The sequence below is a fragment of the Deltaproteobacteria bacterium genome (assembly GCA_011375175.1).
In the GTDB taxonomy this organism is placed as follows: Bacteria; Desulfobacterota; GWC2-55-46; order GWC2-55-46; family DRME01; genus DRME01.
Window position 1 is genome coordinate 1 of the sequence record DRME01000054.1, and the last position, 16515, is coordinate 16515.

At 64.5% G+C, this 16515-nt stretch carries 11 protein-coding genes and 2 tRNA genes; 12 read left to right on the forward strand and 1 reads right to left on the reverse strand.

Going from position 1 to position 16515, the window contains the following annotated elements; all coding sequences use genetic code 11:
* Positions 1-628: 628 nt before the first annotated feature.
* The 10 genes from ENJ37_04015 to ENJ37_04060 all read left to right on the forward strand — a co-directional run bounded on the left by ENJ37_04015 (position 629) and on the right by ENJ37_04060 (position 9240).
* Positions 629-703: transfer RNA gene (locus ENJ37_04015), tRNA-Val, on the forward strand.
* Between the two features lie 299 nt (positions 704-1002).
* Positions 1003-2946 carry a threonine--tRNA ligase gene (gene thrS / locus ENJ37_04020; protein HHL39649.1) on the forward strand — a complete coding sequence of 648 codons (1944 nt, stop codon included), beginning with the start codon at positions 1003-1005 and terminating at the stop codon, positions 2944-2946.
* Positions 2947-2957: 11 nt separating this feature from the next.
* Complete coding sequence (locus tag ENJ37_04025; GenBank protein HHL39650.1) at positions 2958-3473, forward strand: translation initiation factor IF-3; 516 nt, start codon at positions 2958-2960, stop codon at positions 3471-3473.
* A gap of 11 nt (positions 3474-3484) precedes the next feature.
* Entirely contained in the window at positions 3485-3682 is a 198-nt protein-coding gene (locus ENJ37_04030; protein ID HHL39651.1) for a 50S ribosomal protein L35, read from the forward strand.
* Positions 3683-3848: 166 nt separating this feature from the next.
* Positions 3849-4208, forward strand: coding sequence for a 50S ribosomal protein L20 (locus ENJ37_04035; GenBank protein HHL39652.1), 360 nt, complete (start codon positions 3849-3851; stop codon positions 4206-4208).
* Positions 4209-4604: 396 nt separating this feature from the next.
* Positions 4605-5633 (forward strand): phenylalanine--tRNA ligase subunit alpha, encoded by a 1029-nt coding sequence (locus ENJ37_04040; GenBank protein ID HHL39653.1) that lies wholly within the window; start codon positions 4605-4607, stop codon positions 5631-5633.
* A gap of 84 nt (positions 5634-5717) precedes the next feature.
* On the forward strand, positions 5718-8114 hold the full coding sequence (locus tag ENJ37_04045; GenBank protein HHL39654.1) for a phenylalanine--tRNA ligase subunit beta: 2397 nt from the start codon (positions 5718-5720) through the stop codon (positions 8112-8114).
* Positions 8115-8262: 148 nt separating this feature from the next.
* On the forward strand, positions 8263-8547 hold the full coding sequence (locus ENJ37_04050; protein HHL39655.1) for an integration host factor subunit alpha: 285 nt from the start codon (positions 8263-8265) through the stop codon (positions 8545-8547).
* Positions 8548-8683: 136 nt separating this feature from the next.
* Positions 8684-9028 carry a MerR family transcriptional regulator gene (locus ENJ37_04055; protein ID HHL39656.1) on the forward strand — a complete coding sequence of 115 codons (345 nt, stop codon included), beginning with the start codon at positions 8684-8686 and terminating at the stop codon, positions 9026-9028.
* A 135-nt stretch (positions 9029-9163) separates the two neighbouring features.
* A tRNA-Pro gene (locus tag ENJ37_04060) sits at positions 9164-9240 on the forward strand.
* 415 nt (positions 9241-9655) lie between these two features.
* Here ENJ37_04060 and ENJ37_04065 read toward each other — a convergent pair.
* Positions 9656-10621: an alcohol dehydrogenase gene (locus ENJ37_04065; protein ID HHL39657.1), complete on the reverse strand. Its 966-nt coding sequence runs from the start codon at positions 10619-10621 to the stop codon at positions 9656-9658.
* 403 nt (positions 10622-11024) lie between these two features.
* Here ENJ37_04065 and ENJ37_04070 point away from each other — a divergent pair, with 403 nt between their 5' ends.
* Together ENJ37_04070 and ENJ37_04075 are read left to right on the forward strand one after the other, a co-directional pair.
* Positions 11025-14795, forward strand: coding sequence for a PAS domain S-box protein (locus ENJ37_04070; protein HHL39658.1), 3771 nt, complete (start codon positions 11025-11027; stop codon positions 14793-14795).
* 206 nt (positions 14796-15001) lie between these two features.
* Entirely contained in the window at positions 15002-16336 is a 1335-nt protein-coding gene (locus ENJ37_04075; protein ID HHL39659.1) for a diguanylate cyclase, read from the forward strand.
* Positions 16337-16515: the final 179 nt, after the last annotated feature.

Here is a 16515-nt window from a genome sequence, read left to right on the forward strand (position 1 = left end):
ACCCCCTTCAAAGACTTTTAATTCCCTGCGGTTCATCCCGATTTTGCTTGCAAAATCGGGATGAACCGCAGGGCGTTAAAAGTTTTTGGAGGGAGTCTGAGGGAACCTTTTTACAAAAAGGTTCCCTCAGTGCAATAAATCAGAGCTTCCCTGATATCTCCTCGGAAGGAGCGAGAAGGGGGGCCTTCGATTATTTACGTCTGGGGGTCCTTTTTTCGAGGAGGTCTGGAGGCCGCGGTGGGGGTGTGGGGCCGCAAAGGCGTAAAAGGACCCCGCCTGGCGCGGGCCTACACCCCCACAGCGGCCTCCAGGCCGGTATGCCGCCGCCCGGGCGGCCGTCCGGTCCGTCGGCGCGGCCTGCAACCCGGGTCTTCGCTCTTCTTTTCCCTTGACAAATCACCGCCGTATCCTTATCATCAATGTCAAGGGGGGCCGGGAATACGGGAGGCCGGGAATACGGGAGACCGGGAGTCCGGGAGGGGGGAAGAATCCGGGAGGCCGGGAAAGTGTGGTGCCGCGGACGTGCAGGGATTTGCCCGGCGATATCCTCCCCGGCCGCTCCATCGCGGGGCGGAGCGCGGCCGAGAGGACGTGGGCGTCGCCGCGGAAAGAACGCTAAGGAAGTTGCAGGCGCGTAGCTCAGTGGGAGAGCGCTACCTTGACACGGTAGAGGTCGGCGGTTCGAAACCGCCCGTGCCTACCATCTTCTCGAAGGCCGCTGCCGGCAGTGCCTCCAGGGCTTGTGCCGAAGGCGGCCTTCTTTTTGTTGTGTTGTGGTAGTTGTAAAGGGGCGGAGAGCGGACGGAGGCGCCGTCGCGGTTGCGCCGTCCATGCGTCCGCAAGGAGAAAAAGGTTGACAAGAGCCCGGCGGATCGGGATAATAAGAGTTTGTCTTTCAGCGATGGCCGGACTTCAGAGGCGTCACCCTGGCCGCCGGCGGCCGGGCGATGCCTCTTGTTTTTTTATGACCGGCGCCCGGTTGCGGGCGCACCGGGTGTCTTCATGATCAAGGCGACCCTCCCGGAGGGCGGGGAAAAGACGTTCGACGACGGCGCAACCTGCGCCGACGTGCTCAGAGGGCTCGACGAGAAGCTCGCAAGGCGGGCCGTGGCCGTCAGGGTCGACGGCGTGGTGCGCGACCTGCGCGAGCCGCTGGGGGCCGGCGATGTGGGCGGACGCGCCGTCGTCGTCGAGCCCGTCACCCTCGATAGCCCCGAGGGCCTCGACATATGCCGCCACTCCGCGGCCCACGTCGTGGCCCAGGCGGTCAAAGAGGTCATGGGCGGCGATGTGAAGCTCGCCATCGGCCCCACCATAGCCGACGGCTTCTACTACGACTTCGACGCGCCCAGGCCCTTTACGCCGCAGGACATCGAGGCCGTCGAGGAGGCGGCAAGGGAGATCGTAAGGAGCAACATCCCCTTCGAGCGCGAGGAACTCGGCCGTCATGAGGCGATCTCGCTCTTCAGGGAGCTCGGCGAGGACTACAAGGTGGAGCTCATCGAGGAGATGGAGCGTCCCACGGTGAGCGTCTTCCGCCAGGACGGCTTCGTAGACCTCTGCCGGGGACCCCACCTGCCGAGCACGGGCTGGATAAAGGCCTTCAAGCTCACCGGCACGGCCGGCGCCTACTGGCGGGGCGACGAGAAGAACAGGATGCTCCAGCGCGTCTACGGCACGGCCTTCGCCGACCGCAAGGCCCTCAAGGCCCACCTCGCGCGCATCGAGGAGGCCAAGCGCCGCGACCACAGAAAGCTCGGCCGCGAGCTCGACCTCTTCAGCACGAGCGACGACATAGGCGCCGGACTGGTGCTCTGGCACCCGAAGGGCGCGACGATCCGCCGCATCATCGAGGACTTCTGGCGCACGGAGCACGTAAAGGGCGGCTACCACATAGTCTACTCGCCGCACGTGGCGAAGCTCGACCTCTGGAAGAGGAGCGGCCACTGGGACTTCTACCGCGACAACCTCTTCAGTCCCATGGACGTGGAAGGGCAGGAGTACATCGTAAAGCCCATGAACTGCCCCTTCCACATAGAGCTCTACAGGAGCAGGCTTCGAAGCTACCGCGACCTCCCGATCCGCTACGCCGAGCTCGGCACGGTCTACCGCTTCGAGCGCTCCGGCGTGCTCCACGGACTGCTGCGCGTGCGGGGCTTCACACAGGACGACGCCCACATATTCACCACGCCGCAGATGCTGGAAGACGAAATAAGGGGCGTGCTCAACTTTACCCTTTACATTCTGAAGAGTTTCGGTTTTAATGAGTTCCAGGTCTACCTCAGCACGAGGCCCGACAAGTTCGTCGGCACGCCCGAAAACTGGGACGCCGCCGAAAAGGCCCTGGCCGCGGCGCTCGATGCCGCGGACCTCGACTACGAGATAGACCCGGGCGAGGGCGTCTTCTACGGCCCCAAGATCGACATAAAGATCAGGGACGTGCTCGGCAGGGCATGGCAGTGCTCGACCGTGCAGGTCGACTTCAACCTGCCCGAGCGCTTCGACGTAACCTATCGCGGCGCCGACGGCGGCGAAAGCCGCCCCATAATGATCCACCGGGCGCTGATGGGCTCGCTGGAGCGCTTCTTCGGATGCCTCGTCGAGCACTACGCCGGCGCCTTCCCGCTCTGGCTCGCGCCGGTGCAGGCCAAGGTCCTCACCGTCACCGACCGCACGGCCGCTTACGCCGCATCGGTGCTCTCCCGTCTCCGGGACGAGGGCTTCAGGGCGGAGCTCGACGACCGCAACGAGAAACTGGGCTTCAAGATCCGCGAGGCCCAGCTCGAAAAGATACCTTACATGCTCGTCATAGGCGACCGCGAGGCGCAGCGGCGGCTCGTCGCCCCCCGCATCCGCGGCGAGGGCGACGTGGGAGCCATGAGCGTCGACGCCCTCGTGGAGCGCATGAAAAGAGAGAACAGACCGTTGGGAGGTGAGCTTTCATAGCAAGAGACTCATTGAGAGTAAACAGGATGATAAGGGTGCCCCAGGTGCGCGTCGTGGACCCCGACGGCAAGCAGCTCGGCATACTGGACCTCAAGGCCGCGCTCAAGGCCGCCGAGGACGCGGGTCTCGACCTCGTGGAGGTGGCCCCCCACGCCGCTCCGCCCGTGTGCCGCATCATGGACTACGGCAAGCACAAGTACCTGATGAGCAAGAAGGCGCACGAGGCCAAGAAAAAGCAGACGATCATCCACGTAAAGGAGGTCAAGTTCCGCTGCAAGACCGAGGAGCACGACTTCCAGTTCAAGCTGAAAAACATCATCCGCTTCCTCAGGGGCGGAAACAAGGTGAAGGTCTCCATGCTCTTCCGGGGGCGCGAGATAACGCACACCGAGATCGGCCACCAGATGCTCCAGCGCGTGGTCGAGGAGGTCCGCGAGTACGGCTCGGTGGAGCAGATGCCGCGTCTTGAGGGCAGGAGCATGACCATGATAATATCTCCGAACCAGCCCAGACAGCAACAGCAGTAAAGGAGGCTACGGTGCCCAAGATAAAGACCAACCGCGGGGCGGCCAAGAGGTTCAGGACCACCGCCACGGGACGCATAAAGAGAAACAAGGCGGGACGCAGGCACATACTCACGAGCAAGCCGGAGGGCAGAAAGCGCTCGCTGCGAAAGGCCGCCTACGTATCGAGGGCCGACGCCGCCGCCGTCAAGGCCCTCATCCCCTACTCCTGAGAGGGGCGGGGATGACGCCCGGCGCGGGGGCGGCGGGCCGTGGAGACCCCGCGGCTTCTCTCGCGGGGCGTCGATGGGCGCGGCGGGGCCCGGCGGGCCGTGGAGCCCGGGCGCGCGGGGGCCGTGCCGTGTCGATACAAACAAGGAAGACAGGGAGTAGACAGCAATGCCGAGGGTCAAGAGGGCGGTACACGCCAAGAAGAAGAGAAGGAAGATATTAAAGGCCGCCAAGGGCTACAGGGGCGGGCGCGGCAAGCTGCTTCGCAGCGCCACCGAGGCCGTCGAGCGCGGTCTCTGCTACGCCTACCGCGACAGGCGCGCAAAGAAACGCGAGTTCCGCAGGCTCTGGATAACGAGGATAAACGCCGCGGCCCGCGCCAACGACATAACCTACAGCCGCCTCGTCGAGGGACTCGCCAAGGCCGACGTGGCCATCGACCGCAAGGTCCTCTCCGAGCTCGCCGTGAGCGACCCGGCCGGGTTCGCCCGCCTGGTCCAGGTGGCAAAGGAGCGGCTCTGCGCCTGAGCCGACCGCCCCTGCGGGGCCTTATCCGCCCTTCGGGGTCCGGCTCCCATGAGATTCGGCGACTGCCGTTCCCGGCGGGCCGTCGTTTTCGTCCCCTCCGTATTCGGTCCGCTCAAGGGGCGGAGATCCCCTGTGTTGAGGGCGGCGGCCCCCTGTGTAAGGACCCCGGGGAAGTGCTCGACCAATCGACGCTAAGGCGGCGGCCCCCCGTGATGGGCGGCGGCCCCGCAAAGGGGTTCGTCACCTCTCCCTCGCCGCAGCTCTCTTCCCTCCCGTCCATGCCGGGCCCTTTGCTCCGGCGCGCCGGGGGCGCACGGCGGCGGGCCGACCGGGAAGAACGAAACAGGAGAGCACAGCCACTTGTCCGTTTCCCCTTCGACAGACAAAATGGACGACATGGACGACGCCGTCGGCCGCGAACTCGAGCGCATCGAGAGGTCCTTTGACGAGGCGATCTCCGCGGCCTCCGACCTCCAGGACGTTGCGCGCATAAGGTCGAGGTTCCTCGGCCGCAAGGGCGAGCTCGCCTCGCTCATAAAGGGGCTTGGCAAGATGCCGCCCCAGCGGCGCCGCGAGGCCGGCTCCCTCATGAACAGCCTCAAGACAAGGCTCGAGGAGGAGCTCGAGGTCGCCTCGGCGAGGATCGAGGAGAAGAAGAGGGCCGAGAGCCTCGCCTCCCAGCGCCTCGACGTGACGCTTCCGGGCAGGCGTCCGGAGCTCGGCCGCTCCCATCCCGTCTCCCAGGTCATGGAGGAGATAGAGGACATCTTCCACGGCCTCGGCTTCGAGACGGCCGAGGGTCCCGAGGTCGAGCACGACTACTACAACTTCGAGGCCCTCAACATACCGAAGGAACACCCGGCCCGCGACATGCAGGACACCTTCTACATCGCCAGGGACCTGCTGCTCCGCACCCATACCTCGCCCGTCCAGATCCGCATCATGGAGCAGCGCCGCCCGCCGCTGCGCGTAATAGCGCCGGGCACGGTCTACCGCCGCGACTCGGACCTCACGCACACCCCCATGTTCCACCAGGTCGAGGGCTTCATGGTCGACGACGGGATCACGTTCGGCGACCTCAAGGGCGTGCTCACGCTCTTCCTCCACAGGCTCTTCGACGCCGACGTCGAGCTGCGCTTCAGGCCCAGCTACTTCCCCTTCGTCGAGCCCGGGGCCGAGGTGGACATAAGGTGCGTCATCTGCCGGGGGTCGGGCTGCAGGACCTGCAAGTCCACGGGATGGATCGAGATCCTCGGGGCGGGCATGATACACCCAAGGGTCTTCACCTCGGTGGGCTACGACCCCGAGGAGTACGCGGGATTCGCCTTCGGCCTCGGCATCGAGCGCATAGCCATGCTCAAGTTCGGCATAGACGATATAAGGCTCTTCTTTGAAAACGATCTCAGGTTCTTGAAACAGTTCTGACGCCGGACGGTCCCTCGGGCGGCGGCCGCCCGGCCCTCTCCGCCCTCGAGGGGGTGTCCGTCCGGCACCGGGGTGCCTACAGGGATGCTCTTCAGTTACAACTGGCTAAAGGAATTCGCCGATCCCCGCATGGACGTCGCCGAGCTCGCCGAGCGCCTCACCATGACGGGCTTCGAGGTCGAGGGCGTGGAGGAGACCGAGGCCCTCTCGAGCAAGGTCGTAACGGCCGAGATCCTCACCGTCGAGCCTCATCCAAACGCCGACAAGCTCTCGCTCTGCCGCGTGGCCACCGACAAGGACGAGTACACCGTCGTCTGCGGCGCAAGGAACATGAAGCCCGGCGACAAGGTGGCCCTTGCGCTCGCGGGCGCCAGGCTGCCCGGCGGCGTGAAGATCAAGAAGTCCAGGATCCGCGGCGTCCAGTCCGAGGGCATGATGTGCTCCGAGGTGGAACTCGGCATAGCCGACACGTCGGAGGGGATCATGATACTGCCCGACGACACGCCCCTCGGCGAGGACGTGAACACGCTCCTCAAGCTCGGCGACGCCGTACTCGACGTGGCCGTCCTTCCCAACAGGCCGGACTGCCTCAGCGTGCGGGGGCTTGCGCGCGAGATATCGGCCGTAACGGGGGCGGCCTTCCGCGACGTGGAGCCTGCGCTCAAGGAGACCGGCGCGCCGGTGGACGAGCTTGCGCGCATAGAGGTGGAGGCGCCGCAGGTGTGCCGCCGTTACGCCGCAAGGGTGGTGGAGGGCCTCATAGTCGGCCCATCGCCCCGGTGGCTGAGCCGCAGGCTCGAGGCCATGGGCGTCCGCTCGGTCAACAACGTCGTGGACGTGACCAACTACGTGCTGCTCGAACTCGGCCAGCCGCTCCACGCCTTCGACCTCGACCTCGTAAAGGATTCGACCCTCGTCGTCAGGACAGCCCGCGAGGGAGAGAGCATCGTCACCCTCGACGGCGTCGCAAGAGCGCTCCGCGAGGGGATGCTCGTCATCGCCGACGCCTCCGGCCCCCAGGCCGTGGCCGGCGTGATGGGCGGCAGGGCCACCGAGGTGACCGGCTCAACCACGCGGGTCCTCATCGAGGCCGCATGGTTCGATCCCCGCTCGGTGCGGCGCACCTCGCGGGAGCTCAACCTCTCGACCGATTCGTCCTACCGCTTCGAGCGGGGCGTCGATATCGAGGGGGTCGCCCAGGCCCTCGACAGGGCCGCCGCCCTCATGGCCGACATCGCCGGCGGCAGGGTCGCCGCGGGACGCATAGACCGCCGAATTGGGGGGTTCGAGCCCCGGCGTGTGCGCTTCAGGCTCGAGCGCGCATCCCGGCTCCTCGGCCTCCCCCTCGACGCCGACGACGTGGCGGCCAAGCTCTCTTCCCTGGGCATAACCCTCGTCGATACCGGCACCCCCGGCGTCTGGACCGCCGAGCCGCCGAGCTACCGCTGTGACATCACCCTCGAGGCCGACCTTATAGAAGAGGTCGCAAGGCTCACCGGCTTCGACGCCGTGGAGGCCACCGTCCCGGCGGCCCCTATCGCCTCGACCGGAGGGGAGCGCACCGTCCACCTCAAGCGCCACGTAAAGACCTTGCTCGTCAACAGCGGCTTCTGCGAGGTCATGAACTACAGCTTCATCTCCCAGGACGCCTTCGCCGCCGCCTGCCCCGCCGGCAAGAAGGGGGTCGTCATCCTCAATCCCATAAGCGAGGACCAGGTCGTCATGCGCACGAGCCTTCTCGCCTCCCTCATGGAGAACCTGACCCTCAACCTCTCGCGCCGCAACGACGAGATAAAGATATTCGAGTTCGGCCCCGTCTTCGAGGACGCCGACGACAGGGTGGTCGAGAAGTGGAAGGTGGCGGGCCTGATGTACGGCTCCAGAAACCCCGCAAGCTGGAACAATCCGGCCGTCCCCCTCGACTTCTACGACGTAAAGGGCGTGGTGGAAAAACTAATGGAAAGCCTGGCGCTCGACGAGCTCATGACCGTGTCGGCGTCGGGCTCGGCCGGCTTCTTCCATCCCGGCCGCTGCGCCGAGGTCTTCCTCAACGGCAAGTTCGTCGGCATCTTCGGCGAGGCCCACCCGGAGATACTCAAAAGGTATGAGCTGCGCAGGGCGGCCTACCTCTTCGAGCTCGACATCGAGTCCGTGGCGCGCCTGTACAGCCCCGCAAGAAGCTACAGGCCCATCGCCCGCTTCCCCGGGTCGAGCCGCGACGTGGCCTTCATCGTCGACGACTCGGTGCCCTACGGGGAGATTATCGACGAAATCAACGGACTCCACATAAAACTTATTGAAAAGATTGACTTGTTTGATGTATACTATGGCAGTGAAATCCCCCCCGGCAAGCGCAGCCTCGCCCTCAGGGTCGTATACAGGCTCGCCGACAGGACGCTCACCCATGCCGAGGTCGACGAGGCCCATGAAAAGCTGACGAGGCGCCTTGTCGAGAAGTTCGGCGTGGAGCTGCGGGTTTAGCACCCTCCGGGCGCCGCAGGGCAGGGCAGGGGGGAGACCGCCGGCGCGCGGGAAGGCGGAAAGGACGGTCGCCATACGATCCATGGGCGGAGGCCGGAGGTGGGGCGGAGCTTGCCCCCCGCCCAGTCACAGGCAGCAGGAGGAGGAGATGACCAAGGCCGATATTGTCGAGATTGTCTTTGAAAAGGTAGGTTTTTCGAAGAAAGACATCGCCGCTGTGGTCGACCAGATATTCGAGACCATAAAGGCGACCCTCGAACAGGGCGAAAAGGTCAAGATCTCCGGCTTCGGCAACTTCTCCATACGCCACAAGAGGGCGAGACGGGGGCGCAACCCCCAGACGGGCGACGAGATAACCATCGACGAACGGAAGGTCATGACCTTCAAGGCGAGCCAGTTGCTCAAGAAGGCCATAAACGAACACAAGCGGTAGCGCGCTCCGTCTTCGGGCCGAGCCTTTGCCTCGAAGAGGGCGCGGAAAGAGAGTCCGTTGTCGCCGTTGCGGGGTGCGATCTCCGCTGCGAAAAGGTGGTCGGGCCTTGGTGACGAAGAAGAAGACCGGCGAAGACGTGGAGATCCCCGACAGGCTCTACTTCAAGATCGGCGAGGTGGCCAGGATCGTTCAGGTCAAGCCCCACGTGCTGAGGTACTGGGAGTCGGAGTTCAACGTCTGTCCCCGCAAGTCGAAGACGAACCAGCGGGTCTACACAAGGCGCGACGTCGAGACCATCCTCGACATCAAGCGTCTCCTCTACGAGGAGAAGTTCACCATCGAAGGGGCCAGGAGAAAGCTCGAAGAGATGGAGTCCGAGCGCGACCGCCAGCTCGGCCTCCCCTTCAACGACAGCAAATACCTCTCGCTTCTCAAGACGCTGAAGCGGGAACTCATGAGCATAAGAAAACTGCTTCACTGACGGTAAGCTTCCGGGTGCCCCTCTTCCCGCGTAATGGAAGGGGGATAAGAAAGCTGCTTCACCGGCGGCAAGCTTGCAGGGGCCTCTACTTCCCGCCCGCCGCCGGGCCGGGAGGAGGCCGCACATACGACGTGTCGGGGCGTGGCGCAGTCTGGTAGCGCACTAGCATGGGGTGCTAGGGGTCGGAGGTTCAAATCCTCTCGCCCCGACCACTTACTTTCTTTTTTGTAAAAAAGAAAGTAAGCAAAGAAAAAACAATAGGAAGTTTGCTTCATGGCAGGTAAATTCGATCTTCGAGCCGCGTTGGTTCTCATGATGGCTGATGAAACGAGGTTCTTCAGCCGAAGTTAAGGAAGCTCTGATTAATTACCCTGGGGGAAACTTTCTGTAGAAAGTTTCCCCCAGTGCAATAAATCAGAGTTGCCTTAAGAGTCTTTGAAGGGGCGTCCTGCCCTCGCCATCTTGCGTTGGGTGGGCTGTGCCGGGGGTACGGGCCGCAAAGGCGTAAAAAAACCCGCCTGGCGCGGGCCGTACCCCCGGTACAGCCGAAGACCCGAATAACATACGATGGGTCTGGGGGGAACGCGGGCCTGTGGCCCTTCTACAGAAAGTTTCCCCCGGACTGCCTCACATCTCCACAAGCACCTTGATCACGCCTTTTGCAGATGCCTTCTCGAAGGCCTCGACACCGCCTGCAAGGCCGGTGCGCCGGGAGACGAGGGCCTTCACCTCGACGAGCCCCTGCGTCAGGGCCCGCAGCGCCGGCTCGAAAGGGCCGCAGCGCGAGCCGAGAAGCGTTATTTCGTCGATGACCAGGCGGTTCAGGTCCGCCTCCCGGCGGGCTGCCACCGTCGTCTTCACCACCACCGTGCCCCGTGGTCTTACGTACCGCAGGGCCTCGGCCACCCCGGCGGGGCGGCCCGTGCACTCCACCACAACGTCGAAGCGGTGACCCCGGCGCATGAGTTCCGCCCCGTCGGCAGTCGTCTCGATGCCCCGTGTCTCGAGGATGGAGAGTTTGTCGCCGTGACGGCCTGCGCACACCACGCGGCGGCTCCTAAGGGCGAGAACCTGGGCCGCAAGCAGGCCGAGCCTGCCGTCGCCCATGACGAGCACCCGGTCGTCTTCGCCCACGTCCGTCTGCTCCAGGATCTCGAAGGCCGCCGCCAGCGGTTCGGTGAAGACCGCCTCCTCGTCGTCCACGCCGTCGTCCACGACGTGGAGGTTTTCCACAGGGAGGGTCAGGTACTCGGCCAGAGCCCCGTCCTTGCCGGCGATGCCCAGCACCTTCCGGTCCGGGCAGTGGGCCGAGAGGCCCCGGCGGCAGAGGCCGCAGCGCCGGCAGCTTATGTTTATCTCTCCCACGACGCGCCTGCCCTCCATGAACCGGTCGGCCGCTTTCTCGACCACACCGACGAACTCGTGGCCCGGGACCCCCGCGAAGTCCATGTAGCCCCTCGTTATCTCGAGGTCCGTTGCGCAGATGCCCGCAAGGGTGACCCTTACGAGCGCCTCGCCGGGCTCCGGCACGGGCACGGGATAGTCCGAAAGCAGGCGCAGTCCGCTCTCTCGATGGTAGTGAAGCGCTCGCATCCTTTCATCCCCCCTCCGCCGCCCCGCCTGCGCCCATCGCCCTCACGCCCTGAAGCGGGGAGCCGGGCTCCATGGAGGCGGCTTTCCTCAATATGATGATATCACCTCAGCCCCAGCCTGTCCATTTGCTCACTGTCCGGGCCGCCGAATTTAAACCTTGCTTTTTTGGAATATTTAGTTCAATATTTATCGTTAAATGCCGATAGTTATATTATCTTGCCGAATCCTCGTCGAGGGAGGTCGGTCTGCCGCGCCGAGAGGTGCCTTCTGCGTTGCGGAGAGGGGCTATCGAGGTCCTTGAAGGAGGCTCTCTGAAAACAGAGGGCGGCGGGGCTCTCTCCGGCCATCGCGGAGTGCTCATGCGGCGGACCATCACGGCGCGCAGCCCTTATGGCTTCGAACGGTGGTAGCGAAAAGACCTTACAGGATACTTGTTGTTGAGCGGGACCATGAAAGGGCCGTCTCCATGAAGGAGCGGCTTTCCGCGCTGTCGGGATATCTCGATATCCTGGCCGCCTCGTCCTGCGACGAGGCCGCCGCCGTCGCCGGCGCGGGAGGCTGTGATGTGGCGGTAATCGGCTCCGTCGGCGAGCCGGCCGCCGTGCTCGAGCGGCTCGTGGAGATCGACTCCCAGAGGCCGGTCATACTCCTCGTCTCCCTGGAGAGCGAGGCCGACCGGGAGCGGGCGTTCAGGCTCGTGGAGCGGGGCGCGTTCGAATGCGTCGACGGTGGCGAGCGGTTCGCTCTCGAGGGGGCCGTGGTGCGCGCCCTGCGCACCTCGGAACTCGGCATCAGGCTGAAGGGGCTCGAAAGGGCCCTGGCCGAGAAGACGAGCCACATGGAGAGCATCCTGCGCTCTTCCATCGACCTCGCCATAGCCGCCACCGACCTCGACTTCCGTATCATATATCTCAACCCCGTGGCTGAAAAGCTCTTCGGCCGCCGGGCCGAAGAAGTGACGGGACGCCCCGTGGACGACGTCTTGCTCGGCGACTACCTCGAGCCGGAGCGTATCCGGCCGGCCTTCGACACCGTCAGGCGCAACGGAGAGTTCCGGTGGCGGGCCGAGACGCAAAGGGACGGACGGCGGCGCGTGATCGACGCGCTGATCACGGCCATAAGGGATGAGCACGGCGGCATACGCGGCTTCGTCATCGCCTCCAGGGACATCACGGACGAGAGGATCGCCTGGGAGAGCCTCGATATGCGCCTGCGCCAGCAGGCCCTGGTGGCCGAGTTCGGCCAGTGCGCCCTCGAGATCGTGGACCTCTCGTCCATCATGGACGAGGCCGTCAGGGTCGTGGCCAAGGGGCTCGACGTGGAGTTCGCCAAGGTCCTCGAGCTCAACGAAGAGCGCGACGCCTTCCTCCTGGCGGCGGGCGTGGGATGGAAGGAGGGGCTCGTCGGGAGCGCGAAGGTCGGCGCCGGCATGGACTCGCAGGCCGGATACACACTCCACGCCGATGGGCCGGTGGTGGTCTCGGAGCTCTCCTCCGACCCCCGTTTCAAGGGACCCGCGCTGCTCAGGGATCACGGCGTGGTCAGCGGTCTGAGCGTGCTGCTCCACGGGGCGGACAGGCCCTACGGCGTCCTCGGCGCCCATACCGCGAAAAGACGCGTCTTCACGGGCGACGACATCAACTTCCTCCAGTCCGTGGCCAACGTCCTCTCGGCCGCCATCGTGCGGCGCCGCCTCGAACTCGACATGCAGTTCGTCGTCGGCGCAACCGCCTTCGTTAGCGGCGAGGAGTTCTTCACCGAACTCGTAAGGCGGCTTGCCGAGGTCCTCGGCGTTCGCTACGCCCTCATCTGCGAGCTCGTCGAGGACGGCACGGCGGCGGAGACGCTCGCCGTCTGGGCCGGAGGCGAAAAGAGCGCCAACTTCAGGTATCGGCTCAAGGGCACGCCCTGCGAGCAGGTCGTCACGGGGCAGGTGGAGTGCTACTACCCCGAGGGGGTGGCCGAACTCTTCCCCGAGGACCGCATGCTCGCCGAGATGGGCATCGAGAGCTACCGCGGCGTGGCGCTCGTCGCAAGCAGCGGCGAGGTCGTCGGTCTTCTCGTCGTGCTCCACGACAAGAGGATGCCGAAGGAACGCAACGTCGAGACCTTTCTGCGGCTCTTCGCCTCCCGTATCGGCGCCGAGATCGAGCGGGTGCGGGCCGAAAGACGCCTCAAGTACCGCACCACCGTGGAGAAGGCCATAGCCCGCGTGTCGGCGCGCTTCGCCTCGTCGCCCGAGACCACGGTGAACGAGGCCCTGGCCGTCATGGGAGAAGCCGTCGACGCCGACAGGGTCCATGTCTGCATGATAAGCGACGACGGCAGGTACGTGAGCAACACCCACGAGTGGTGCAACGACGGTGTAGAGTCGCGCAGGGAACTCCTCCAGAACATAGAGGTCGGACGTATCGCATGGCTGCTCGAAAGGCTCGGCCGCGACGAGAACATAATAGTGGGTTCCGTCGAATCCCTCTCCGAAGACGCCGCCGGCATACGGGGACTCATGAAACTGCGTGGAGCGCGGTCCGTCATCATCGTGCCCATGAAGGACAGCGACGGCTCCCTCACCGGCTTCATAGGCTTTGACAGCGTCCGGCGCGGACGCGCCTGGTCCGACGACGACGCCGGCATGCTCCGTGTGGTGAGCGACCTGATAGCAGGCCACCGGGCGCGCAAGCGCACGGCCATGCACCTCAAAAAGCTCGAAAACGCCATAGAACAGGCCGTCGAGATGGTCGTCGTCACCGACTCTTCCGGTGTCATCGAGTACGTAAACCCCGCCGTCTCGCGCATAAGCGGCTACAGCCGCGAAGAGCTGATAGGCAGGACGCCGGCCGTATTCAAGTCGGGCCACCAGGACGGGGAGTTCTACCGCCGCCTGTGGGAGACCATTATGGACGGCCGCATCTGGAGTGGCGAGCTCGTCAACAGGGGAAAGGACGGCGCCCTCTGGAACGAGGAGATGACCATCTCGCCCATAAAGGACGAAAACGGGGAAGTCACCCACTTCGTGGCCATAAAACGCGACATAAGCGAGAAGAAACGGCTCGAGGAACGGCTTCGCCGCAGCGAGAGGCTCTCCTCCATAGGCACGCTCGTCTCCGGCGTGGCCCACGAGCTCAACAACCCCCTCACCGCCATACTCGGCTTTTCCGAAGGGCTGGTCGAGATGGAAGACCTCGACGAGCATGTGAGAAGCGATCTCGACGTCATAGCCGCCCAGTCGCGCCGGGCCGTGGAGATCGTGCGGGGGCTGCTCAGGTTCACCGGCGTGAAGACCTCCTCCAAGGTGTCGCTCGACATCAACGAGCTGATATCGGGCGTGCTCGAGTTCCAGGGGCGGGACCTGGCACGCAGCGGCATAGAAGTGAGACGCGAGTTCACCGAGCCGCTTCCTCCCGTCCTCGGCGACGCCACACAACTGCAGCAGGTCTTCCTCAACATCGTCTCCAACGCCCAGTACGAGATGCGCAGCGCAAACGGCGGCGGAGTGCTCACCGTCAGGACCTCTTCCTCCGACGACGAGGTGCGCGCCGTGTTCGAAAACAACGGCCCCCCCATACCGGAACACGTCATGGCCAACATCTTCGACCCCTTCTTTACGGGCAAGAAGGTGGGTGACGGCACGGGACTGGGGCTCTCCATCGCCTACGCCGTGGTCAAGGAGCACGGCGGAGGGATCTGGGCCGAAAACATCGACGACGGCGTGAGGTTTACCGTGACCTTGCCCGCCGCCGCTCCTGCGCCGCGGGAAAAGAGGCCTGCCCGTGACGCCGCCGCGGCGTCCGCGGCCGCCGCGGACGCACGGGTGCTCGTCGTCGAGGACGACGAAGCCATCGGCCGCTGGCTCGAACGGGTCCTCCTGTCCAGGGGATTCGAGGTCGTCAGGGCCGCCAACGGCAAGGAGGCCGTCACCGTACTCGACGGCGACCCGGCTTTCGACTGCGTCCTCTCCGACGTGAAGATGCCGGAGATGACGGGCATAGAGCTGGGAGCGTGGATAGCCGACAACAGGCCGAACCTTCTCGGCAGACTCGTCCTTCTCACTGGCGCCATAGACAAGGAGGTGGACAAGTGCTGCGCCCGCTGGGGCTGTCGCTACATGATGAAGCCCCTCAACAGCAAAAAGCTTGTCGAAACGGTATCCGCCATCTCCGAACCCTCGCCCTGAGAGCCGCCTTACAGTCCCTTCCATTCTTACGCAAATCCGTAACAGCGTCATGCATGGAGCGCCGATCTATGCTATAATAGTAAGAAAGCCCTGACTCATTCTCCAGACGGCTGCTGCCGGAGTTCGCCTTTCGGCCGCAAGGGCCGCCGACAGGCTTTGAGAGGCTTCGCAAGAAATACAGATGACCGTTAAACTCCGGTACCATCATGCTTCGCATAAGGACACGTCTTCTCCTGGGATACAGCGTCGGCGTCCTTCTGTTCCTCGTCGTGGGCTCCATAGGGCTCTATTCGCGCCAGACCCTCTCCGACGCGCTGGGGAATGTGGGCAGCGCGGCCGTCGAGCTCGACGTGCTCCACAAGCTGACCCTCGCAGTCCACATGGGCCTTGTCATGCCCCCCAACAACTACGTCCTCACCGCAGACCCGGCCGAGCGCACCCGCTTCGACGACGGCCTGCGCGACGCCGAGTCACTCCTCTCCCGCTACGGCGCCCTTGCCGGCAGTGACAGGAGACTGCTCGACGACATGAGGTCGAGGATCTCCGAGCTCAGGACCCTGGGCGGCGAGATCTTCAGCCTGCCGCCCGACAGACTCGACTACGCCTCCGCCCGCCTCTCCCGCCTCAACGACGCCTCGCGGACGCTGCTCCACAGGCTGCGCATCGCCGGAAGCGAAAAGGAGGCCGAGCTCGAGAGCCGCATCGAACGCGGACAGCGGGTCTTGACCTTCGTATCCCGCTCCATGATGGCCGGAGCGGCCGCCGTGCTGATCCTCGGCGTGCTCACCATCCTCTACCTCGACCGCATGGTGAGGATCCCCGTGGAAAGACTCAGCGACGGCGTCAAGGGCATAGGCGCCGGCCGGTGGACGAAGGTGGAGATAGATGACGACGCCGAGATAGGCAGGCTGGCCGAGGAGTTCAACGCCATGGTCGACAGGCTCAGCGAGTACTACGAGGCCCTCGAGAGCAAGGTTGCCGAGAGGACCCGCGAACTGGAGGAGGCCAACAGGCGGCTCGAGATCCTTGCCGTGACCGACGGCCTGACAGGCCTATACAACCACCGCTACTTCTACGAACGCCTCGCCCAGGAATTCCACCGCACCGTGCGCTACGGCCGCCCCCTCTCCTTCCTCATGATAGACATCGACCGCTTCAAGGAGATAAACGACACCCACGGTCACATGGAGGGCGACAAGATACTCTGCGAGCTGACCCGCATCATAAGACGCGGCGTGCGCGAGACCGACATCGCGGCCCGTTACGGCGGCGAGGAGTTCGCCGTCATCCTGCCGGAGATCGACAAGGAAGGCGCCGCCGTCCTCGGCGAAAGACTGAGACTCATGATCGAGAACCACGACTGGCGGACCGTCACAGCCGGCCTCGTCGAACGCGTCACCGTGAGCATAGGGATCGCTTCCTGGCCCGACGACGCCGAAAACGCCCAGGGCCTCGTGGCCGAGGCCGACAGGGCCCTCTACGAGGCCAAACAAAAAGGCCGCAACAGGGTCGTCATGGCCCATCGCCGCGCCACCGTCTGACCCGCTCTCTTTGGAAACTCCGATTAATTACCCTGGGGGAAACTTTCTGTAGAAAGTTTCCCCCAGACCCCCTTCAAAGACTTTCGATACGAGTTGGTTTCCCCCTGTTTTGCTTTGCAAAACAGGGGGAAACCAACTCGCTTCAAAAGTTTTTGGAGGGAGTCTGAGGGAACCTTTTT

Coding starts and splice junctions, on each gene's coding strand:
- thrS (HHL39649.1), top strand. CDS start 1,003: ATGATCAAGGCGACCCTCCCGGAGGGCGGGGAAAAGACGTTCGACGAC.
- ENJ37_04035 (HHL39652.1), top strand. CDS start 3,849: ATGCCGAGGGTCAAGAGGGCGGTACACGCCAAGAAGAAGAGAAGGAAG.
- ENJ37_04040 (HHL39653.1), top strand. CDS start 4,605: ATGGACGACGCCGTCGGCCGCGAACTCGAGCGCATCGAGAGGTCCTTT.
- ENJ37_04045 (HHL39654.1), top strand. CDS start 5,718: ATGCTCTTCAGTTACAACTGGCTAAAGGAATTCGCCGATCCCCGCATG.
- ENJ37_04050 (HHL39655.1), top strand. CDS start 8,263: ATGACCAAGGCCGATATTGTCGAGATTGTCTTTGAAAAGGTAGGTTTT.
- ENJ37_04065 (HHL39657.1), bottom strand. CDS start 10,621: ATGCGAGCGCTTCACTACCATCGAGAGAGCGGACTGCGCCTGCTTTCG.
- ENJ37_04075 (HHL39659.1), top strand. CDS start 15,002: ATGCTTCGCATAAGGACACGTCTTCTCCTGGGATACAGCGTCGGCGTC.